Here is a 19,363-nt window from a genome sequence, read left to right as displayed (position 1 = left end):
ATGCTCAACTTTGCCCAGCACCCCGAACATATCCAGGCAATCATCGCTGCCGCCCTAAAACAAGCCGATCCGCACACGGCCGTTACCAACCACCTGCACAAAATGGGCTCCCAACTCACCATTGGCTCTCACCAGTTTGATCTGGCAAACGGCCGTCTTTACATCATCAGCGTGGGCAAAGCGGCCGTGCCGATGGCGTTGGCAGCGGTGGACATTGTGGGGGAAACGGCCGTTGCTGGTGGTGGTATTTTGGCCAAACATTTGCCAGCGGCAACCAAATTCCCTCTACCTGCTTACGAAAGCAACCATCCCGTGCCAGGCGAAAAAAGCATTGAATCTACAAAAAAGCTTCTGCAAACCCTCCACGACCTGACCGAAAACGACCTCGTACTGTGCCTCATTTCTGGCGGCGCATCTGCTCTGTTCACACAGCCCCTGCTCCCTTTGGAGGTTATGCAAGAGATGACCGAAGCGTTGCTGGCCAGCGGCTGCACCATTCAAGAGCTCAATACCGTCCGTCGCCAGTTTGACCATGTAAAGGGTGGCGGCTTGGCACAGTTGGCAGCACCGGCATACGTGATCAGCCTCATTCTCAGCGATGTGGTTGGCAATGATCTCGCCGCCATTGGCAGCGGGCCCACCGTTTCCACTAGCGAAACTGCAGCCAACGCGGTGGCAGTTTTAGAGCGGTACAAGGTGCTGAATGGAATGGAAACGGCCGTTGCCAAAACCATCCAATCCACATTTACCAAACTCACTCAACACAGCACCCCGTCACCCACCAACATCCTTGACAACATCATCATCGGCAGTATTCAACAGTCGGTTCAGGCCGCCGCTGCGAAAGCAGAGGAGCTTGGCTTTCACACGCGCTTGCTTACCACAAGGCTGGAAGGCGAAGCGCGGAAGGTAGGCCACTTTGCCTCCGCTCTGGCCAAAGATGCCCCGCCGCAAAGTGCCACCCTGCTGGGCGGCGAAACCACCGTTACCCTGTGTGGTGACGGCATTGGCGGGCGCAATCTGGAAACCGCGCTGGCTGCGTCCATTGGGCTGGCAGGCTGGACTAACCGCACCATCACCAGCTTTGCCACCGACGGCGACGACGGCACCAGCGGCGTGGCGGGTGCGACCGTCACTGGCCAAACGGTGGCGGATAGGCAAACCGCCCTAGCTTACCTGAACAACAACGACAGCTACACTTATTTTGCCCAGCGAGATGCTGCTGGAAACGGCCGTCATCTCATCAAAACTGGCCCCACCGGTACGAATGTAAATGATTTAATCATTATTTTGAACTACGAAGGACAACCATGACGATAAAATTTGGCACCGACGGCTGGCGTGCCGTCATCAGCGAAACGTTTACTTTTGGCAATTTGCGGCTGGTTGCCCAGGCCATTGCCGACTATATCCGGGAAGAAAATGACGCAAATCCCAGCGTTATGGTGGGTTTCGACACGCGCTTCTTGTCGGATCGCTACGCAGCAGAAGTGGCCCGCGTGATGGCCGCCAACCGCATAGAGACCTGGCTAGCACGCGCCGACACGCCCACGCCCGCCATCAGCTACGCAGTGCTGCAAAAAAGCGCCACGGCTGGGGTGATGATCACTGCCAGCCACAACGCCCCGCGCTACAACGGCATCAAGCTGAAATCTTGCTACGGGGGTGCAGCCAGCCCGTCCCACCATAAGCGAGTAGAGCGGCTGCTGGATCGCAATTTGTCCAGCGGGCGCGGCCCCAACCTCATGGATTTAGACGAGGCCATTCGGCGGGATCGGGTGCATAAATTTGACCCGTCGTGGGCGTATTACGAGCATCTCAGCGGATTGGTGGATCTAGACATCGTCTCTAGTGGCGAACTGCGCGTGGTAGCAGATGGCATGTTTGGCTCTGGGCGGGGTGCCTTTAGCGAAGTGCTGGCACGCGGTCGTACCCACGTCCACAACATTCGGCATGAGATGAATCCCGGCTTTGGCGGCATCCACCCCGAGCCGATTGCACGGCATTTGGGCTTGCTCATGTCCACCATCCAAAGTGGGCATTGGGATGTGGGATTGGCTACCGACGGCGACGCCGACCGCATTGGCGCAGTTGATTCGCAGGGCAATTTTGTGGATCCGCACCGCATTTTTGCCTTGGTGCTGCACTATCTGCTGGAAAAGCGGGGCTTGCAGGGCAAGGTAGTTCGCACCGTCTCTACCACCCGCATGATTGACCGCATTGCCGCCAAAAACAGCTTGGAATTGATTGAAACCCCCGTTGGCTTCAACCATATTTCTGATTTGATGATTGCAAACGGGGTGGTGATGGGCGGTGAGGAGTCCGGGGGCATGAGCATCCAGGGGCATATTCCAGAAGGGGATGGCGTTTTAATGGGGTTGCTGCTGCTGGAGGTAATGGCGGCGGCTAAAGCGCCACTGCATGAGCTGGTTGAGGATTTGCTCGCCCAATTTGGCCCGGCGCAGTACGCCCGCACAGACATGAAGCTCACCCGGCCCGTCGAGAAAGCACGCATGGTGGCCATGTTGCTGAATCTGGCCCCAGAAGCAATTGCGGGCGTGCCAGTGGAAGATGTGCAAACGGTGGACGGGGTGAAATATTATTTAAACGATGGCAGTTGGCTGCTGATACGGCCGTCTGGCACTGAACCTGTGCTGCGTGTGTATGCGGAAGCCCCCAACGATGAGCGAGTGAAGGCACTGCTGGGCTTCGGCGAGGAGATGGCGGCGAAGGCGTGAGGTTAAGCCACAGAGGGCACAGAGGGTTTAGAGATTGGTTGGCTCTCTTTTTTCTTGCCTTGCTGATTGTAGGATGCAACAGTAATAGCGTGGAAACGGCCGTTCCTCCAACCACAAACCTGGCAGCCAACCTCGCCCTGCCAGATGACTTCACGGCAGCGGTAGCGGTGAGTGGACTAGCTCGTCCGACGCAGATGATTTGGGGCCAGACGGCCGTCTGTGGGTAGCCCAAATTCTTGCGGGGGAAAATGACGCAGCCGGGCAAGTGGTGGCAGTAGATTTAGCCAGCAACAGCCAAGAAGTTTTGCTCGAAGGGTTAAACAAACCAACGGGGATTGCCGTGCTGGACGGTGTGCTGTGGATTGCCATGGAAGATCAGCTACTCCGCGCCAACCTTGACGATCAGTTGAAGCCGCAAACGCCAGAAATTGTTCTGACTGACATGCCCAACAACGGCCGTTCCAACGGCACCCTGACCATCACCCCAAACAATCAACTTCTATACGAAACCAGCGGGCGGCGTAGCGGCAACCGCGCTAGCGAAGGTTCTGGCATTTTATGGCAGCTTAATCCTGCCCAGCCAAACAAACCCACCGTGTTAGCCACTGGCCTCAAGAATGCGTATGCCCATGTTTTTGATGGAAACGGCCGTCTCTGGATCACAGAAGTTGGCGACGGTACCGTGACTGGAGAGAACTTTGAAGGGCAGCCACCGGAAGAGCTAAATCTGGTGGCTCCGGGCGGGGATTACGGCTGGGCACAATGTTTTGGCAACCAGGAACCAGCCCTAAACCGGGACGGCACGACTGAAATTTGTGTCGAAACGGAGCCGCCCGTTGCACTTTTTCCACCGCAAGCGACGCCCACTAGCATTGCCGTTGCGCCGTGGGATGACTCAGTTTTGTTGGTGGCTTTGTGGCTAAGGGGAAAGGTAACGGCCGTACAAATTGAGGTGGATGCGGACGGCCGTTTCGTAGGAACCACCAGCATCTTCCTCACTGGCATTCAAAATCCCCAGCACCTGCTACCTACCCCAGACGGCGCACTGCTCATCTCCGACTACCGCACTGGCACCATTTACCGCATAGAAAATTAGCCACAGAGGGATATGAGGGGTTGGTCAAATTCTAGATCATATTGCTTGTAACAAGATGCTAACTGCAACCAATTAAATCCAGCCTCAAATCTCTAAAACCTCTGTGGCCAAAACTTATCCTTTTGCGAATTGCTCGATGACGCGGGCGGTGTGTTTGGTACCTAGCAAGAAGTAATCGAGCCGCATGTTTTCGTTGGGGGCATGCGCCTGACTACCGGGGTAGCCCACGCCAGCCGCCACCAACGGCAATCCTAGCGTGTGGATGAAGGGATAGTTTGGCCCGCTGCCGCCAATCATTGGGGCTACACTGGGTTCTTTGCCGTAGACGGCAACGGCCGTTTCATTCGTCAACTGCACAAAGGGATCGTCTGGGTCTACTTTGGCGGGTCGGCCACCACCATGCAGCGTCATTTCCACATCCGTAAAGCCGTTGGCGTCCAAATGTGCCCGCAGCTTGCTCACAACTTCCTCCGGCGTTTGGTTGGGAACCAGCCGAAAATCAATCTTGGCGCTGGCTTTGGCGGGCAACACCGTCTTGGAACCCAGCCCCTGGTAGCCAGAGGTGAGGCCACAAATGGTGCAAGTTGGTTCAAAAACGGCCGCCTTCTTCCATTCCAAATCATCTGTTATGCCTAGCAAAAAGCCATCCAGATTAAACGTTTCCATGAGCTTTGCTGCCTCAGACGGCATAGCCGCCAGCAGCTCCAAATCTCGCTCGCTAGGCGGCTGCACGTTATCGTAAAAGCCGGGAATGAGAATGCGCTCATTTTGGTCTTTGAGCGTACTCAGTGCCCAGGTGAGCCGCCAAGCGGCATTGGGAAAAATTGAGCCGCCCAGACCGGAGTGGGCATCAATCGAGGCGGTTTGCACAGACAGTTCCACAAAACAGATGCCGCGCATCCCCAACGCTTGAGACGGCCGTCCCTCATAATCCACACCGCCAAACTCCCAGATACAGGCATCGGCGGCCAGCTTCTCTTTGTGCTTTTCTACAAAGGCGGGCATGTTGGAACTGCCAATCTCCTCTTCCCCTTCGATGATAAATTTAATATTGCAGGGCAGTGTGCCCAGCACATCCTTCACCGCTGCCAGAGCAGCTAGGCGGCAGATGATGTGTCCTTTGTCATCGCTAACGCCGCGCGCATAATATTTGCCATCCCGCTCGGTCAGTTCAAACGGTGGCGAATCCCACAGCTCCAGCGAATCGGCGGGCTGCACGTCGTAATGGAGATAAAAGAGGAGGGTTTTGTCGGAACGGCCGCCGCCTTCAGCATAAACAACCGGATACCCATCTGAGGGCAACACTTCGGCATCAAAGCCTTGCTCACGCAGCATGGTCGCCACCAAATCGGCACATTCCTCAATGCTCTCGTTTGTTGCAGACACGCTTGGCACCGCGCAAAGACGAGCTAGCTGTTCAATCCAGTAATCCACATTTTCATCAATGTGGGCGTCAATTTTGTCCCAGATGGGGTTTGCGTGTTGTGATGTCATGTCATCTTCCTTTGGGGATTTTCTGAGTTTTTGAGATTGGAGACCAGAGACTGGAGACTTTCAGTCTCTGGTCTCCATTACTTTTCCAAATGGCTGGTGTCATTCAGGCGCACGACCACCGGGCCACGGCTGTTTACCTCGACGATGCTGAGACCTGTGTTGCCGCGCATGGAGAAACGGCCGTAAATTCCTGCATCAATTCCCATCACCTGCCCTAGCAGGGCGTGCAGCAAGCCGCCATGCGATACGATGAGTACCATGCCCTCGCTGTGGGCTTCAACAACGCTTTCAAAGGCGCGTAAGGCACGGCGGCGCACCTCGACAAATGGCTCTCCATTGGGAGGATCCACCATGCCCCGTATGGCTTTGGCCCAAATTTCCGGGTATTGCTCACGGGCTTGTTCGCCCGTTAGGCCGCTAAAGTCGCCTACGTCTCGCTCCCGCCACAGTTCCGTTTGGATCGGTTCGATTCCGAGCGCGTTGGCCAGGGGAACGGCTGTTTGTATGCAACGCTGCAAATTACTGGTGTAAACCGCCTCAATCGGCCAGCTTTGCAGCCGTTGGCATAGGGCGTTGGCTTGCTGCTGCCCCGTTTCGTTAAGGGGGATGTCGGCGTGGCCCTGCCAGCGACCAGCTTTGTTCCAGTCGGTTTGGCCATGCCGGGTCAGTAAGATGGTGAGATTGGTCAAGGGGTTGGCTCCTCTTTTGCTTTTTTGATGTATTGCTGCACTTCAGCAACGGCCGTTTCTGGGAAGTTGGGCAGGTACGGCCGTAGATGAAGCGCCGCCACCAGTAATAAATTCTCCGCCGCCGTTAGATTATCTTGGTCTAAGATTTGGTTGAGTTCCTTGCCTGTTGCTGGGTATACCTGCTCAAAGCGACGGAACGGGTCAAGGTTATCTAGCAGATGCGCTTCTTCGGCTGGCAAAAAGTCGGCTAGCAGATGCAACAGATGGGTGAGGGCATAGGTTTTTATAAATTGACGACCGCTCAGTTCTTCGCCCCGCGCCTGTCGCCCTACGCCCACGTAAATGTTTATCAAGAATTCGGCAAATCGCTTTTCTGGGTCAGAACGGCCGTGTGCCACAAAATCTTGCGTTGCCAATTCCCGTTCTGCCAATTTGGGAGCAAGTTCTGCTTTATCGAGCAAAATGCTGTAGCGGTTTAGCCGTGCCATCTGCAACTCATCCTCATTGAAAACGGCAAATTCCAGCAAATGCCCACCGCGATAGAGCGCCTTCACCCCGTGCTCCGTCTCGCGGAATTGGAAAACCAGCTCATCGGCACGGGGCAACCAGGACAGATCCTGGCGCATATCTTCCTGCACGCCCTGAATGGTGATGACAAAAAAGTCGTGGTCAGACCATTCATCTGGCTGGTAATCTTGCTGCGCCATCGAGCCAAGCGCAACCAGCCCCAACACGCGGGGATCGTCATCCAGCTTGCGGGTTAGCTCATCAGTAAAACGATTGTATCTGGCTAAGTTCATTGGTTAGCCTCCAGTTCTATTTTGCGGGCGTAGCGTACCAGCCAATCATCTTTCTTGCTTTGCTCTATCCAGCCTTCGATGATGTGGAAAGAGGCCGTTTCTAACAGCGAGCCTAGCATTTCAGGTTGCCAGAAGGTAAAGAAGCGAGGAAAGGTGTGGCCATACTTCGTTGTGGGAACCCACTTTTCGCCATCCCCTAACTTGACGGAAAAATAGAGGATGCCGCCAGGCTTGAGAATGCGCCAAAATTGCTGTAGTGTTGGCAATAGATCGTCCCTTTGAAGGTGCAGCATTGAGGCAGAAGCCCATATGCCATCTATGGCCTGCCCCACCGGCAATTGGCGCATATCAGCCTGGGCAAATGGTACGCTGTAGCCAAATTCATCGCGGCCAACGCGCATCATCTCGTGGCTGTAATCCAGGCCAACAGCGTTTAGGCGGTGGGTTTGGAGAACGGCCGTATCCATCCCAGGCCCACAGCCCACGTCCAAAACTGTCGCGCCTTTAGGCAGCAAGGCCACAAATTTCTGTAGCTGAGGCTCAATTGAACCTCGCTTTTGCCACGCCAAAGCATAGTCGGCCGCAATTTGGCGGTATGTCTCGCCTGTTTTTTGCAGATGATTCATGGAGATTTTAAATCCGTAGGAATCGTTTGCAGGGAATGAGCAATTTCTACCAACGTTGAGCCATCAATCAGCGTCATGGGTTTGCCCTGCGCCCAGCTGCGGGCCGAATCAGAAATATTAGCTGTAGTAACAAGAAAAGCGTGCGCCACGCCCTCGTGAATGAGGGTGCCGTATAGCTCCCGCACGATGACTGGGCCTATGGTGCTGCGGTAGCGTTTGCACTGCACAATAGCGCGTTTACCCCCGGTGCGCGTCAGCATCAAATCTACGCCCAAATCACCGCTGCGCCCCCGCACAGTCACTCTGTATTTTTTCTGCCGAAATAGCTGTGCCACATACTGCTCGAACTCAGCTGGTTGCAAATTGTAAAGCTGATCCAAAGTGAGTGGGACAAACGGCCGTATCACTTCTTGCCGTTTTTGCCACCAAACCACCCCCCACAGCACCAGCAAGGTTGCTAGCCAGCCAATCTCCACCAGCCGCACCAATTCAGTGGCTACGCTAGACAGATTTAGCAACCACGCGGGTTGGCTAATTGCCCGAACCAGCAGCCAAAAGAGGTAAACGGCCGTTAATCCACCAATGATCCAACGACTGTGCCAAGAAACGGCCGGGCGTGGCTGCGTTTGAAATCGGGGGGATTGCTGGCGAAAGCGCCATTCGGTGCGAACTACCATGCGCTGAATTGTAATCGGGAGTGATAAAAATCCCAAAAAGCCACAACATATTTTGATTGTACGATTCTCCAATATTAGCTGCGATTACAACGGATGACGGCCGTTCTCGTTTGTCGTACAATCAGGCCGTTAATCAGTTAAGTGTGTGTTGGAGAAAAGATGAATAAACAAATCAACAAACAGTGGAGCAAACTCCGCCTCTTTTTGGTAATTTTATTGATATTGGGCGTAACGGCCGTTTCCGCTAGTGCCCAAACAGATGACCCCGCCAGCATCCCCCCGCCAGACACCGTCACCATCGCCGGAACCATCCAGTCTGTAATAGGCTGCGCTGGCGAATGGGACACCACCTGCGCCGAAAGCCAGCTCACCTACGATGCACAACACGACATCTGGCTAGCCACCTTCGACGTTCCCGCAGGTAACTACGAATACAAAGCCGCCCTCAACGGCACCTGGGACGACAACTACGGCCTCAACGCAGAATATTACGGCCCCAACATTCCCCTTGAAGTTCCCGAAGATGGCCCCGTCACCTTCTGGTACGATCACAAAACCCGCTGGGTCAGCGACAGCATCAACAGCCTGGTTGCCGCCGCCTTTGGTGACTTTCAAGAAGAACTCGGCTGTGCCGAAGATTGGTCAGCCGGTTGCCTTCGCGCCATGCTGCAAGACCCCAACGCAGACGGCATCTACACCTTCATCACTGCCAGCATTCCCGCTGGAGAATACGAAGCCCAGCTGGTTCTAAACCAGAGCTGGGAGCAAGTATTTGGCGCAGATGGCGAAGCCAACGGAGCCAACCACCCTTTCACAGTCGGCGAAGAACAGGCCATTATATTTGCATACGACCCTGCTACAAATTTACTCACCATAGAAGTCAGCGATGAGATTCCTGACGACCTGGCCGCAACGCCGGGCAGCGGTGGCGGCTTACCCCCTGCAGCCACACCGTTCCCCGACCTCGTTGTCATTCCCGGCACTATTCAGTCTGTGCTGGGTTGCGCCGGAGATTGGGCACCAGACTGCACCAACACCGAACTCACCTACAGCGAAGAAAACCAGCTTTTCAGCGGCACCTTCGACATCCCTGCCGGTGAGTATGAATACAAAGTTGCCCTCAACGGCAGTTGGGATGTGAACTTTGGCCTCAATGCCCAGCCGGGCGGTGCCAACATTCCGCTTTCGTTAGCCGAAGACAGCAGCGTTACCTTTTACTTCGATAACCAAACCGGCTGGGTTGCCGACAGCGTCAACAACCTCATTGCCAACGTACCCGGCAGCTTTCAGGATGAACTTGGCTGCGCCGAGGACTGGATGCCAAGCTGCCTGGCTACCTGGCTGCAAGACCCAGACGGGGACAGCACATTCACCTTCCAAACTGTCAGTATCCCCGTGGGTGAATATGAAGCCAAAGTCGCTGTAAATGGCACCTGGGACGTAAACTACGGCGAAGACGGCGCACAAGACGGTGCTAACATCCCCTTCAGCGTACAGGAAGCAGACACCCTCGTCACCTTCACCTTCGACTCAAGGAGCAACCTCTTGAACATTTCCGTCGGTTCTGGCGGCATTCAGGGCAACATCAGCCAGCGCAGTGCCTACTGGGTCGCTCACGACACCATCGCCTGGAACATTGAAGACACTCCCGGTAACCAATACTTCTTCCACTACGATCCACTTGGGGGCGCATTCTCCCTCGGCTTCGATGGCATCTCTGGCGGCGAAGCCGTGCCGCTTACCGTAGACCCCAACGGGTTTAGCGACGAAGTGGTGGCCAAGTTCCCCCACCTACAGAACTTCACTGCCCTCAAATTTAGCGAAGATGATTTGAGCGTTGCCCGTGTCGCCCTCAAAGGACAAATTGCTGTTTCTGCTCAGGATGAAGGTGGGCAAACCATTAATGCCGCCGGTCTGCAAACGCCTGGCGTGCTGGATGATTTGTACCCATACGATGGCGATTTGGGTGTCACTTTTAATGACGGCGTGCCAACCCTCACCGTTTGGGCACCCACGGCTCGCCAGGTGCGCCTCTATCTTTTCGACGATGCCGATCCCAACACCGAAGCTGAAATTCTGGTGATGCGCCCCACGCCCAGCAATGGCACCTGGTCACTCACCGGCGAAGCAGATTGGGCGGACAAATATTATCTATACGAAGTGCAAGTGTATGTACCTACTGAGGGCAGCGTACAAACCAACCTCGTCACCGATCCCTACTCCTTTAGTCTGGCAACCAACAGCACCCGCAGCCAAATTGTAGATCTGACGGACGCTGCCACCATGCCAGACGGCTGGCTGGATGTCGTGAAACCAGGCATTGCTGCCCCAGAAGACATTATTGTCTATGAGCTACACGTACGCGACTTTAGCGTGAACGATGCCAGCGTACCAGAAGAGCTGCGCGGCACGTATGCGGCCTTTACACAGCTAGATTCCAACGGGATGCAGCATTTGGCAGCGCTGTCTGAGGCGGGGTTGACCCATCTACATCTGCTGCCCACCTTTGACATTGCTACCATAGACGAGGACAAATCTACCTGGACAACGCCAACCTTTGCTGAACTGGCCAACCTACCTGCTGATTCCGAAGAGCAGCAGGCACTTATCTCCGCTATTCGTGATCAGGACCCATTCAACTGGGGGTACGACCCATTCCACTACACCGTACCGGAGGGCAGCTATTCGGTCAACCCTGGCGGGATTGACCGAATTAAAGAATATCGCCAAATGGTTCAGGCACTCAACGAAATTGGCCTGCACGTAGTGGTAGATGTGGTATACAACCACACCAACGCCAGCGGCCAGGCCAATAAATCGGTGCTGGATCAGATTGTGCCGGGCTACTACCATCGGCTGAACAGCACGGGGAATGTGGAAACCAGTACCTGCTGCCAAAATACGGCCACTGAACACAACATGATGCGTAAGCTGATGATTGATTCGGTGGTGACCTGGGCTGTGGCTTACAAGATTGACGCTTTTCGCTTTGATCTGATGGGCCACCATATGATGGAAGATATGCTGGCCGTGCGCGCCGCGCTGGATGCACTCACGCTGGAAGAGCACGGTGTGGATGGCAAAAACATCTACGTCTATGGCGAGGGCTGGGATTTTGGTGAAGTTGGCGGCAATGCACGGGGCCTCAACGCCACGCAGTTCAATATGGCGGGTACGGGCATTGGCACGTTTAGCGATCGCTTGCGCGATGCGGCGCGTGGCGGCAGCCCATTTGGCGGTCAGACGGAGCAAGGTTTCTTAAATGGTTTGTATGTTTATCCTAACGAAACTGACCAGGGCAGCGAAACCGAACAGTGGATACGTTTGCAAAACTTCATGGACATCATTCGGGTGGGTTTGGCTGGTAATTTGAGTGATTTCACCTTTGTCAGTGCAGACGGTACGGCCGTTTCAGGCAGCGAGGTTTTGTACAACGGCTCTCCGGCAGGCTACACGGCCGATCCGCAAGAGCAAATTGTGTACATCTCCAAGCATGACAATGAATCGCTGTTTGACATCATTCAGTACAAGGCACCATTGGGTACCAGCACTGAGGATCGCGCCAGAATGCAAACGTTGGGCAACTCGATTGTGATGTTTAGCCAGGGCATTCCCTTCTTCCAGGCCGGAGATGATTTGCTGCGGTCAAAATCATTGGATCGCAACAGCTACAACTCTGGTGATTGGTTCAATCGGCTCGACTTTACTTACCAAAGTAACAATTGGGGCATTGGCCTGCCACCTGCGGCAGACAACCAGAGCATGTGGCCGACGATGCAGCCGCTGCTGGCAAATCCAGATTTGGCACCGACGCCAGATGATATTGCTTTTGCCCGCGACACGTATCTTGAACTGCTGCAAATTCGGGCTGGATCGCCGCTATTTAGGTTGCAAACGGCCGTACAAATCCAAGAGCGCCTCATGTTCCACAACACTGGGGCAGAGCAGCTACCAGGCGTGATTGTGATGAGTCTGAGCGACCTGACGGGCGAAGACCTCGACCCGAATTTTGATATGGTGGTGGTTGTGTTCAACGCTACGCCTGACGAAGTGAGCTTTACGGAAACGGCCGTAACCAACCTCCCCTTCTCTCTTCATCCTATCCAACAAAATTCGGTGGACGGTGTGGTGCAAACGGCTGCCTTTGATGACGCTAGCGGCACCTTTACCGTACCTGCGTGGACAACGGCTGTCTTTGCCTTGCCGCAAGGCAGTGTAGAGCAACCAATTCGTGGTGAGGAAACTGCCGTTGAGGTTGAAGAATCTGAGGAAGCCGAAGTAGCAGATGGTGAAGAAGCCGAAGCTGACGCCGAAACCACTGCAGAAGCCGAGGAAGAAGCTCACAGCGACGAAGAAACAGAGGCAGATGACGATGGCCATGCTGAAACCGAGATAATCCAGGATGCGCCCGGCACGCCGTGGGCTCTGTGGCTGAGCTTGCTTGGCGGCGGGTTTGTTTTCGCGTTACTAATCGCTTGGCTAAGCCAACGCAAACGCCAATCACCAGACCATCACTAATTCTTTAGAACAGCACGAAGCTCGGTTTGAGGGGACGGGCTTCGCGCTGTTCTTACGGAACGTAATCAACAACGTAATATTTTTGTTCTACTATTTGTTTGGCTACTCCTTGCCTAAATCGCCAGTATCACCTTTCCGTTCTTACCATTTTGTTCGTTGTCATTTGCATTACATTTGGAGAAATCATGAACCTGCTTCACACCCACAAAGTGCAGAAACCGTTCCGAAAATTTATCAGGTTTACGTTATTCCTTATCATTATCGTCAGCATTGTTCTCCTACAATCACGTAATTTGTCTGGATTGAGCAAAAATCTGAGTACAAGCGCAGCCAGTTGGTCAAATACGGCCGTTACTTTCCCCAATAACAAACCAGCCACAATTTTGAATCTTTCAGAAACACAAATTGATACGGCCGTACCTGCTGACAGCATCAGCGGAAACGTTTCCGTCACGACAAATACAGGAACCAGCAACAACGTATCCTTCGAACTTGGATCAAATTTTGCGCCCGATGACTCAGGGGAAGCGCAAACCTGGCAATCTACATTTAGTGGAGAAATTAGCATAGACACTATCTGGGACTCGAATATTCTGCTCACAGGCGATGTTACTGTTCCCGCAGGCGTTACCCTAACAATCAATGGTGGTTCGACAATTTTTGGCTCATCGGTGGGAGATGATCAAGCAACCGGTCGCTGGACTGATAAAACAGAATTGATAGTGTTTGGCACCTTGCTAGTCAACGGAACCGAATCCGATCCAGTTCATTTCACCTCTGATGCCGCAAATAAATCATCAGGAGATTGGGGTGGAATTCAAATTCGCGAAGGATCAACAACCTCTGAGCTGAGCATTTGCATGATCCAATACGCCACAGAAGGCGTCAGTATAGGCTCAGTAGACATACCTGGGGGTGGTGATTCCTGGGCCAATATTCAGAATTGCGTAATCCAGCATAACGAAATTGGCATCACAATTAGAGCAAATGTCAATTGGCCAGATGGAATTCATATAAATGTTGGGGCAAATATAAAGAACAACGTTATTGCTAACAATGTTGAGGAAGGAATTTACTTGTGGATTTGGTGCGGCTATCAAAGTGCTATAACAAATCCCATTATCACAAACAACGTTATTGAACAAAACGGCACAGGAATCTATCTGAAGTCGGAATCATGGTGGTTAGGCCATGTTGATGAGCGTACCGCAATCAGAAACAATATCATCCGTAACAATGCAACAAATGGCATCATGGTAGAAACATTTGGCAGCAGCGATGCCTCCGGTTCCGATACAGATTCCAAACCCGTTATCGAGAATAACTTGTTGTTTGGCAATGAAGCGAATATTTACCTAAATTTAGTCCCGCGGGGATCTGATGGGCTGCAAGATTTTCAACCAACAGTCCGGTTCAACACCATTTCTGATGCACCCCTGGGCGTTGTTATCACGGAAACAGAGTCCTTCGACACATTTGAACCAATCATCGCTCAAAATGTTTTTGAAAGTTTTGATGGGGTTTCCAGTTACGCTATAGTCAATGAATCAAGCCGAATTGTTTACGCCAATGACAGTTATTGGGGAAGCAGCCCAACAGAATGGGGTGCTGGAATGCCTTCGGATGCAATAATTGGGTCAGTATTTAGCAGTTCATTCAAGGATTCTGATTCGCCACCGCTCATAACGATGCTCTCGCCCGGAACAGCCACAACAGGGGAACCTATTACAATTTACGGAGCTAATTTGGGAAGCTTACCGCAACTATTTTTACCTGCAATTCTAAATCAAGTCGTTACAGATATGGAACCAATATTTATTGGCGATCCATTCCCGCAACGACAGGTTCAGGCTGTTCGCGAAATTTTTTATAGTACTACTATTCAAATACCTCAAGAGCTGCCCAATAGCGGCAACTTCTATCTTTCAGCACAATCGGATGCAATTTCACCAGTAATAGTGGATGATGAAATCATTATCAAAATGAATGATTCTATCACCTATACTCATGATTTTTCTGCTGAAAACACGCCCCAAGCCGCCAGCTTAATCATTCCGTTTGCCTTGATGGAGCAAATGAAAGGCAAAGACATCACGATTGAATACCGTGATGTTTATGGTGATGTTGTTTCAGCTAGCGAAATGTGGCTGATTTGGGTGCCATAACCCAAATTCATTTTGACGAGAACCACAAATTTCTTAGTTGGTAACGGCCGTATTACCAAGCACCATTTCATACTTCCGTAACTATTGTTTTACTATCCCGCTTAGAACAAATGTGGTACAATTATGTCTTGTAAAATTGAGGTGTAAATACCTATTTTCCCCTGTAAATATTAGCCAAAGATTTCGCAGATTGCACAGAGCAAATCCTGTGTAAAATGTGAAATCTGCGGATTGCAAGGAACTTTTCATGGCTAGAAAAACTGAAGCAGAAAGACAGTATGATGCCAGCAGCATCCAGGTTCTCAAGGGGCTGGAAGCTGTGCGCCGCCGCCCAGGTATGTATGTAGGCGGCACCGATGTAAAAGCATTGCATCATCTTGTTTATGAAATTGTAGATAACTCCATTGATGAGGCCCTGGCTGGGCGATGCGGCCGTATTGAAGTAACCATTCACGATGACAACAGCGTCAGCGTTGAAGACGACGGCGTTGGTATCCCGGTAGCCAAACATCCAACCGAAAAAGTGTCGGCGCTAGAGCTGGTACACACCACCCTACACGCTGGCGGTAAATTTGACAACGACGCTTACAAAGTATCTGGTGGTTTGCACGGCGTGGGTGCAGCGGCCGTTAATGCTTTATCTGAATGGATGGAGGTAACGGTGCGGCGTGAAGGCGCTGTTTGGTTCCAACGTTACCAGCGCGGTTTGCCCGACGCCGCTGTAAAAAAGATCGGTAAAATGAAGCGGGGTGAAGCCACGGGCACAACTACCCACTTTAAGTTTGATGATACAATTTTTGAAGAGGGGGCAGCGTACAGATTTGAAACGCTGCTGAATCGTTTCCGTGAGATGGCCTTTGTCACCAGTGGTGTCTTTCTGAAGATTCGGGATGAACGGCCGACGACCCCACGAGAGATGAGTTTTTACTTTGAGGGGGGGGTCAAATCGTTTGTCCGCTACCTCAATCGGAACCGCAAGCCGATTCACGGCAGCCCCATCTACGCCCAAAAAGAGGTGGAAGGCATTGATGTGGAGGTCGCCCTACAATACACCGACGGGATCGCCATTTCTGAATATGCTTTTGCCAACACCATTCATACCCCGGATGGTGGGACGCATTTGACAGGGGTGCGTACGGCCGTTACCCGCGTTATCAACAGCTACGCCCGCAAAAACAACTTTCTGAAAGAAAAAGACAATAACTTCTCCAGCGATGATACTCGTGAAGGACTTACCACCGTCATTAGCGTGAAGCACCCAGACCCACAGTTTGAAAGCCAAACCAAAGTGAAACTGATGAATGCAGAAGTTTCGGGCATCGTCGCTTCCATCACTGCCGAGGCGTTCAATTTGTACCTGGAAGAAAATCCGCGCGATGCCAAAAAGATTATCGAGCGGTGTCTCACCAGCTCACGTGCCCGCGCCGCGGCACGCAAAGCGCGCGAGCTGGTTATGCGAAAAAGCGCACTAGAAAGCCTCACCCTCCCCGGCAAGCTGGCCGACTGCTCTGAGCGCGATCCGAATAAGTGCGAGCTGTACATTGTGGAGGGTGATTCGGCTGGTGGTAGCGCTAAGCAAGGGCGCGATCGGCATTTCCAAGCCATCCTGCCCCTGCGCGGCAAGATTCTCAACACGGAGCGTGCCCGCCTGGACAAAATCCTGGCGAACAATGAAGTAAAAGCGATGATTTCGGCGTTAGGCACCGGGATTGGGGAAACGTTTGATGTGGAGAATTTAAGGTACGGCCGTATCATCATTATGTGTGACGCAGACGTAGACGGTAGCCACATTCGTACGCTGCTCCTTACCTTCTTCTTCCGCTACATGCCACAGCTCATCGAAAAAGGGCATCTGTACATTGCCCAGCCGCCACTGTACAGCCTAAAAGCGGGCAAAGAGATGCACTACGCCTACACCGAAGCCCAAAATCAGGAACTGCTCAAGCAGCTGCAAAAGAACGGGAAAAAGTACAGCTTACAGCGATACAAGGGTTTGGGTGAAATGAATCCAGAACAGCTATGGGAAACCACCATGGACCCGGCGGAGCGAATGCTGCTGCAAGTTACCATTGAAGATGCCGTTGTGGCTGACCGCACCTTCGACATGCTCATGGGCAGCGAAGTCGCGCCCCGCAAACGGTTTATAATGACCCACAGCAGCGAGGTGCGTAACCTGGACGTGTAAAGTGTGTTGTGTTAATCTGTCAGTTACAATCTGAAATCTTAACTTGGACCCACAAACCAGGGTGTGCCCCGCTTTTGCATTTCAATCTGGTAACGCAAGCGGTCAAAGAGGTCAATGCCCATCTGACGACAGAGATCGATCAGGTCGATCGGAATCCAGTTTTCTATTAACAGCTCGCCTTCGCGCTTCCACCAATCAAAATCACGAATCGTCATCAATTTGCCGGTAGCAGGGATGCCCGCATAGTCGCCGTGGTTATGAGAGAACTCGTAATCCCAGATACCGCCACAAGCGTACTTGCCTTCGCCGATGAAGCCCATCACTTGCCCATCGCCGCTGTCCTCCAAATTGCGATCACCGAAGCCGTGTAACCAGGGACGTTGGTGGAAATCCTCGAACTCTTCCAGCGTAAAACAAGCACCAATGCCGGATGGACCATACCACTTCATATCCTGATGCCAATAGTGCCACTGTTCCATATTACGCATGTTACCGCCATCACGTGGCCGTCTGTATCGGGCCAGCCCACTGCCCATCGCTTCAACCAACTGCAACGTTTTGCGCCCTTCTAATGGATCTTGATCGGTTAGGAGAATGCCATCTCTAGCTGCAGGGGCAGGCACTTTACCTCCTTCCGCGCCCGGCGCAGGTGGAAGAACTTGAAAGCCTGCTTGGCGCATGACGGCCAAAATGTCGTACATCACATAACTCTCAGCGATTTTGCCATCACGCATTAAATAGAATTGGCCAAAATGAATATTGGTTTTTTTGCCGGTAGCGGGAATGCCCAGCCAATCTTCGGCAAAGGTGCCTGTGAGGTAGCCACAGCCAGACACCCACTCTTCTTCATCGTCTGTCCCAAAAACGGTATCGCCCTTATCAACACCCCCCATAAAGATATAAGCTTTGCGTTTTAAATCGGGGAAGGATCGGAGCAAGGGCAGCCAGAAGTCGGAGATGAGTGCTTCGGTACCGATGATCTGATCGATTGGAGCCGAGCCATTCCAGTTGATGTCGTCGTGGACGGCGGAACGGATCAAGTCTGGAACGTTGTCGGTTCCAACATGATTTAATCTTTGCCAAAAATCCCAAACAACGGCTTTGTTCTTTTGGTTTTTCATTTTCTCGTCAGACATAATTATTGCTCCTGTTGACTTACGTCACTCTCGGGCAGCAGCAAACCGGTGCCAACCAGCGCCCAGGCCAGCACTGCCCAAATGATGAATCCTGGAACGTAGGTTCCAAGTAGGTCTTGAGATGCGCCAACCACAATTGGTGAAATGAACATGCCAAAGCCAGCTATGGTCAACGAAGCACCCCAAACGACCGCTATTTTCTTTGGCGTCATCCATGACAACTGCATTGGCAATGTCAGTAGGATGGGTTGATATATCCAGGTACCCACGCCAAAAATGATCACGGAGGCAGCAATGAATGTTGGATTGGCAAATAGGAATGAACCAAACCCGCCTATCCCCACTAAGAATCCGGGAATGATGAAAAACAAACGCTTTGATTTGATTTTGTAGGTCAGATATCCACCGACCAGCACGGACACCATGCCCACGAAGGGCAGCAAACCAGTGACATTGCCAGCCTGGACCAACGACATACCGCGAACTTCATGAAAATAGGTTGGCAACCAGCTAGTTAAAGCGCCATAAAACGCAAATACCAAGGCATCTCCCACAACCAGCAGAAAAATGGTGCGGTTGCGGAGTACGTTCCAGATATCGCTCAGGCCAAACCTGGATTGTGATTGCTCGCTGTCCGGTTGAACCTGACCGAGAAATGTCCACAATAGTGCGCCAATTAATGCTACTAAGCCGAACACGCCCAAGACGGCTTCCCACGATATGACGTTTGCCATCGGTGCAGCAATGGCTACAGATACGGCAATGCCCAGGCTCATGACAATCAGGTTGAGACTGTTGACGATCGGGATTTCTTTTGCCGGGAACCATTGCATGACAAGTGGCCCTACTGCGGGCATCATCAAACCGGCACCAACACCATAAAGGAGTCGCAACCCTAACATGGTCGTGTAATTGGGAGCCAAAGAAGACAATGTCAAGGCGCCGATCATGAACCAACTGAACGTGAAGACCCTCTTTAAGCCAAACCGGGCGACGATGAAGCTCCCTGGCAGCCCAATCATCGCCTTGATCAGCGTGGGTACGGCAATCAAAAGACTGGCGGTGGCCCGAGTGATCCCATATTCTTCAATAGCCAGCGGGAACAGAGGCGAGATGGAAAAGAAGTTGACGCCAAGCGCCAGATGAGCTGCCAAAATCAATGCGCCGATCACATAACGATAACGGGGAAATTCTTCGGTGCGAGCAGCACTGATTTGATCAATTTTTACAGACATAGGG

14 protein-coding genes are annotated in these 19,363 nt (G+C 52.5%); 7 read left to right on the top strand and 7 right to left on the bottom strand.

Features of this window, described 5'->3' with window-relative positions; translation table 11 throughout:
* From ACOQPM_RS26685 to ACOQPM_RS26670, 4 genes are read left to right on the top strand one after another with little or no spacing between them, the layout of a single operon-like run.
* Positions 1–1,314 (top strand): glycerate kinase type-2 family protein, encoded by a 1,314-nt coding sequence (locus ACOQPM_RS26685; protein ID WP_420631440.1) that lies wholly within the window; start codon positions 1–3, stop codon positions 1,312–1,314.
* Positions 1,311–2,738, top strand: a complete 1,428-nt coding sequence (locus ACOQPM_RS26680) for a phosphoglucomutase/phosphomannomutase family protein (protein WP_420631439.1) — start codon at positions 1,311–1,313, stop codon at positions 2,736–2,738. Before ACOQPM_RS26685 ends, ACOQPM_RS26680 begins: the two co-directional genes overlap by 4 nt.
* The gene (locus ACOQPM_RS26675) at positions 2,735–2,965 is read left to right on the top strand and encodes a hypothetical protein (RefSeq protein ID WP_420631438.1); all 231 of its coding nucleotides are present in this window, start codon (positions 2,735–2,737) and stop codon (positions 2,963–2,965) included. The genes ACOQPM_RS26680 and ACOQPM_RS26675 overlap by 4 nt, the downstream gene beginning before the upstream one ends.
* Positions 2,938–3,834, top strand: coding sequence for a PQQ-dependent sugar dehydrogenase (locus ACOQPM_RS26670; RefSeq protein ID WP_420631437.1), 897 nt, complete (start codon positions 2,938–2,940; stop codon positions 3,832–3,834). The genes ACOQPM_RS26675 and ACOQPM_RS26670 overlap by 28 nt, the downstream gene beginning before the upstream one ends.
* Before the next feature lie 114 nt (positions 3,835–3,948).
* On the opposite strand, the gene ACOQPM_RS26665 is transcribed toward ACOQPM_RS26670, so the two are convergent.
* The 5 genes from ACOQPM_RS26665 to ACOQPM_RS26645 all read right to left on the bottom strand — a co-directional run bounded on the left by ACOQPM_RS26665 (position 3,949) and on the right by ACOQPM_RS26645 (position 8,120).
* A complete protein-coding gene (locus ACOQPM_RS26665; protein WP_420631436.1) occupies positions 3,949–5,328 on the bottom strand; it encodes a M20/M25/M40 family metallo-hydrolase in 1,380 nt (459 codons plus the stop codon).
* 77 nt (positions 5,329–5,405) lie between these two features.
* The gene (locus ACOQPM_RS26660) at positions 5,406–6,017 is read right to left on the bottom strand and encodes a histidine phosphatase family protein (protein ID WP_420631435.1); all 612 of its coding nucleotides are present in this window, start codon (positions 6,015–6,017) and stop codon (positions 5,406–5,408) included.
* The gene (locus tag ACOQPM_RS26655) at positions 6,014–6,817 is read right to left on the bottom strand and encodes a hypothetical protein (protein ID WP_420631434.1); all 804 of its coding nucleotides are present in this window, start codon (positions 6,815–6,817) and stop codon (positions 6,014–6,016) included. Before ACOQPM_RS26655 ends, ACOQPM_RS26660 begins: the two co-directional genes overlap by 4 nt.
* Positions 6,814–7,443 (bottom strand): class I SAM-dependent methyltransferase, encoded by a 630-nt coding sequence (locus ACOQPM_RS26650; RefSeq protein ID WP_420631433.1) that lies wholly within the window; start codon positions 7,441–7,443, stop codon positions 6,814–6,816. The genes ACOQPM_RS26655 and ACOQPM_RS26650 overlap by 4 nt, the downstream gene beginning before the upstream one ends.
* Entirely contained in the window at positions 7,440–8,120 is a 681-nt protein-coding gene (locus tag ACOQPM_RS26645; RefSeq protein ID WP_420631432.1) for a restriction endonuclease, read from the bottom strand. The genes ACOQPM_RS26650 and ACOQPM_RS26645 overlap by 4 nt, the downstream gene beginning before the upstream one ends.
* A gap of 159 nt (positions 8,121–8,279) precedes the next feature.
* Between ACOQPM_RS26645 and pulA the strand changes: the two genes are divergently transcribed.
* The 3 genes from pulA to gyrB all read left to right on the top strand — a co-directional run bounded on the left by pulA (position 8,280) and on the right by gyrB (position 16,988).
* Entirely contained in the window at positions 8,280–12,638 is a 4,359-nt protein-coding gene (gene pulA / locus ACOQPM_RS26640) for a pullulanase-type alpha-1,6-glucosidase (protein WP_420631431.1), read from the top strand.
* Between the two features lie 185 nt (positions 12,639–12,823).
* A complete protein-coding gene (locus tag ACOQPM_RS26635) occupies positions 12,824–14,803 on the top strand; it encodes a hypothetical protein (protein WP_420631430.1) in 1,980 nt (659 codons plus the stop codon).
* 247 nt (positions 14,804–15,050) lie between these two features.
* Positions 15,051–16,988 (top strand): DNA topoisomerase (ATP-hydrolyzing) subunit B, encoded by a 1,938-nt coding sequence (gyrB, locus tag ACOQPM_RS26630; protein ID WP_420631429.1) that lies wholly within the window; start codon positions 15,051–15,053, stop codon positions 16,986–16,988.
* Between the two features lie 38 nt (positions 16,989–17,026).
* Here the strand turns inward: gyrB and ACOQPM_RS26625 are convergent, their stop codons facing one another.
* Entirely contained in the window at positions 17,027–18,124 is a 1,098-nt protein-coding gene (locus ACOQPM_RS26625) for an ester cyclase (RefSeq protein WP_420631428.1), read from the bottom strand.
* A 2-nt stretch (positions 18,125–18,126) separates the two neighbouring features.
* A complete protein-coding gene (locus ACOQPM_RS26620; RefSeq protein WP_420631427.1) occupies positions 18,127–19,359 on the bottom strand; it encodes an MFS transporter in 1,233 nt (410 codons plus the stop codon).
* Positions 19,360–19,363: the final 4 nt, after the last annotated feature.

This window comes from Candidatus Leptofilum sp. (genome assembly GCF_965223525.1).
Classification (GTDB): Bacteria; Chloroflexota; Anaerolineae; order Promineifilales; family Promineifilaceae; genus Leptofilum.
This window is presented reverse-complemented; position numbering and strand designations above follow the sequence as displayed.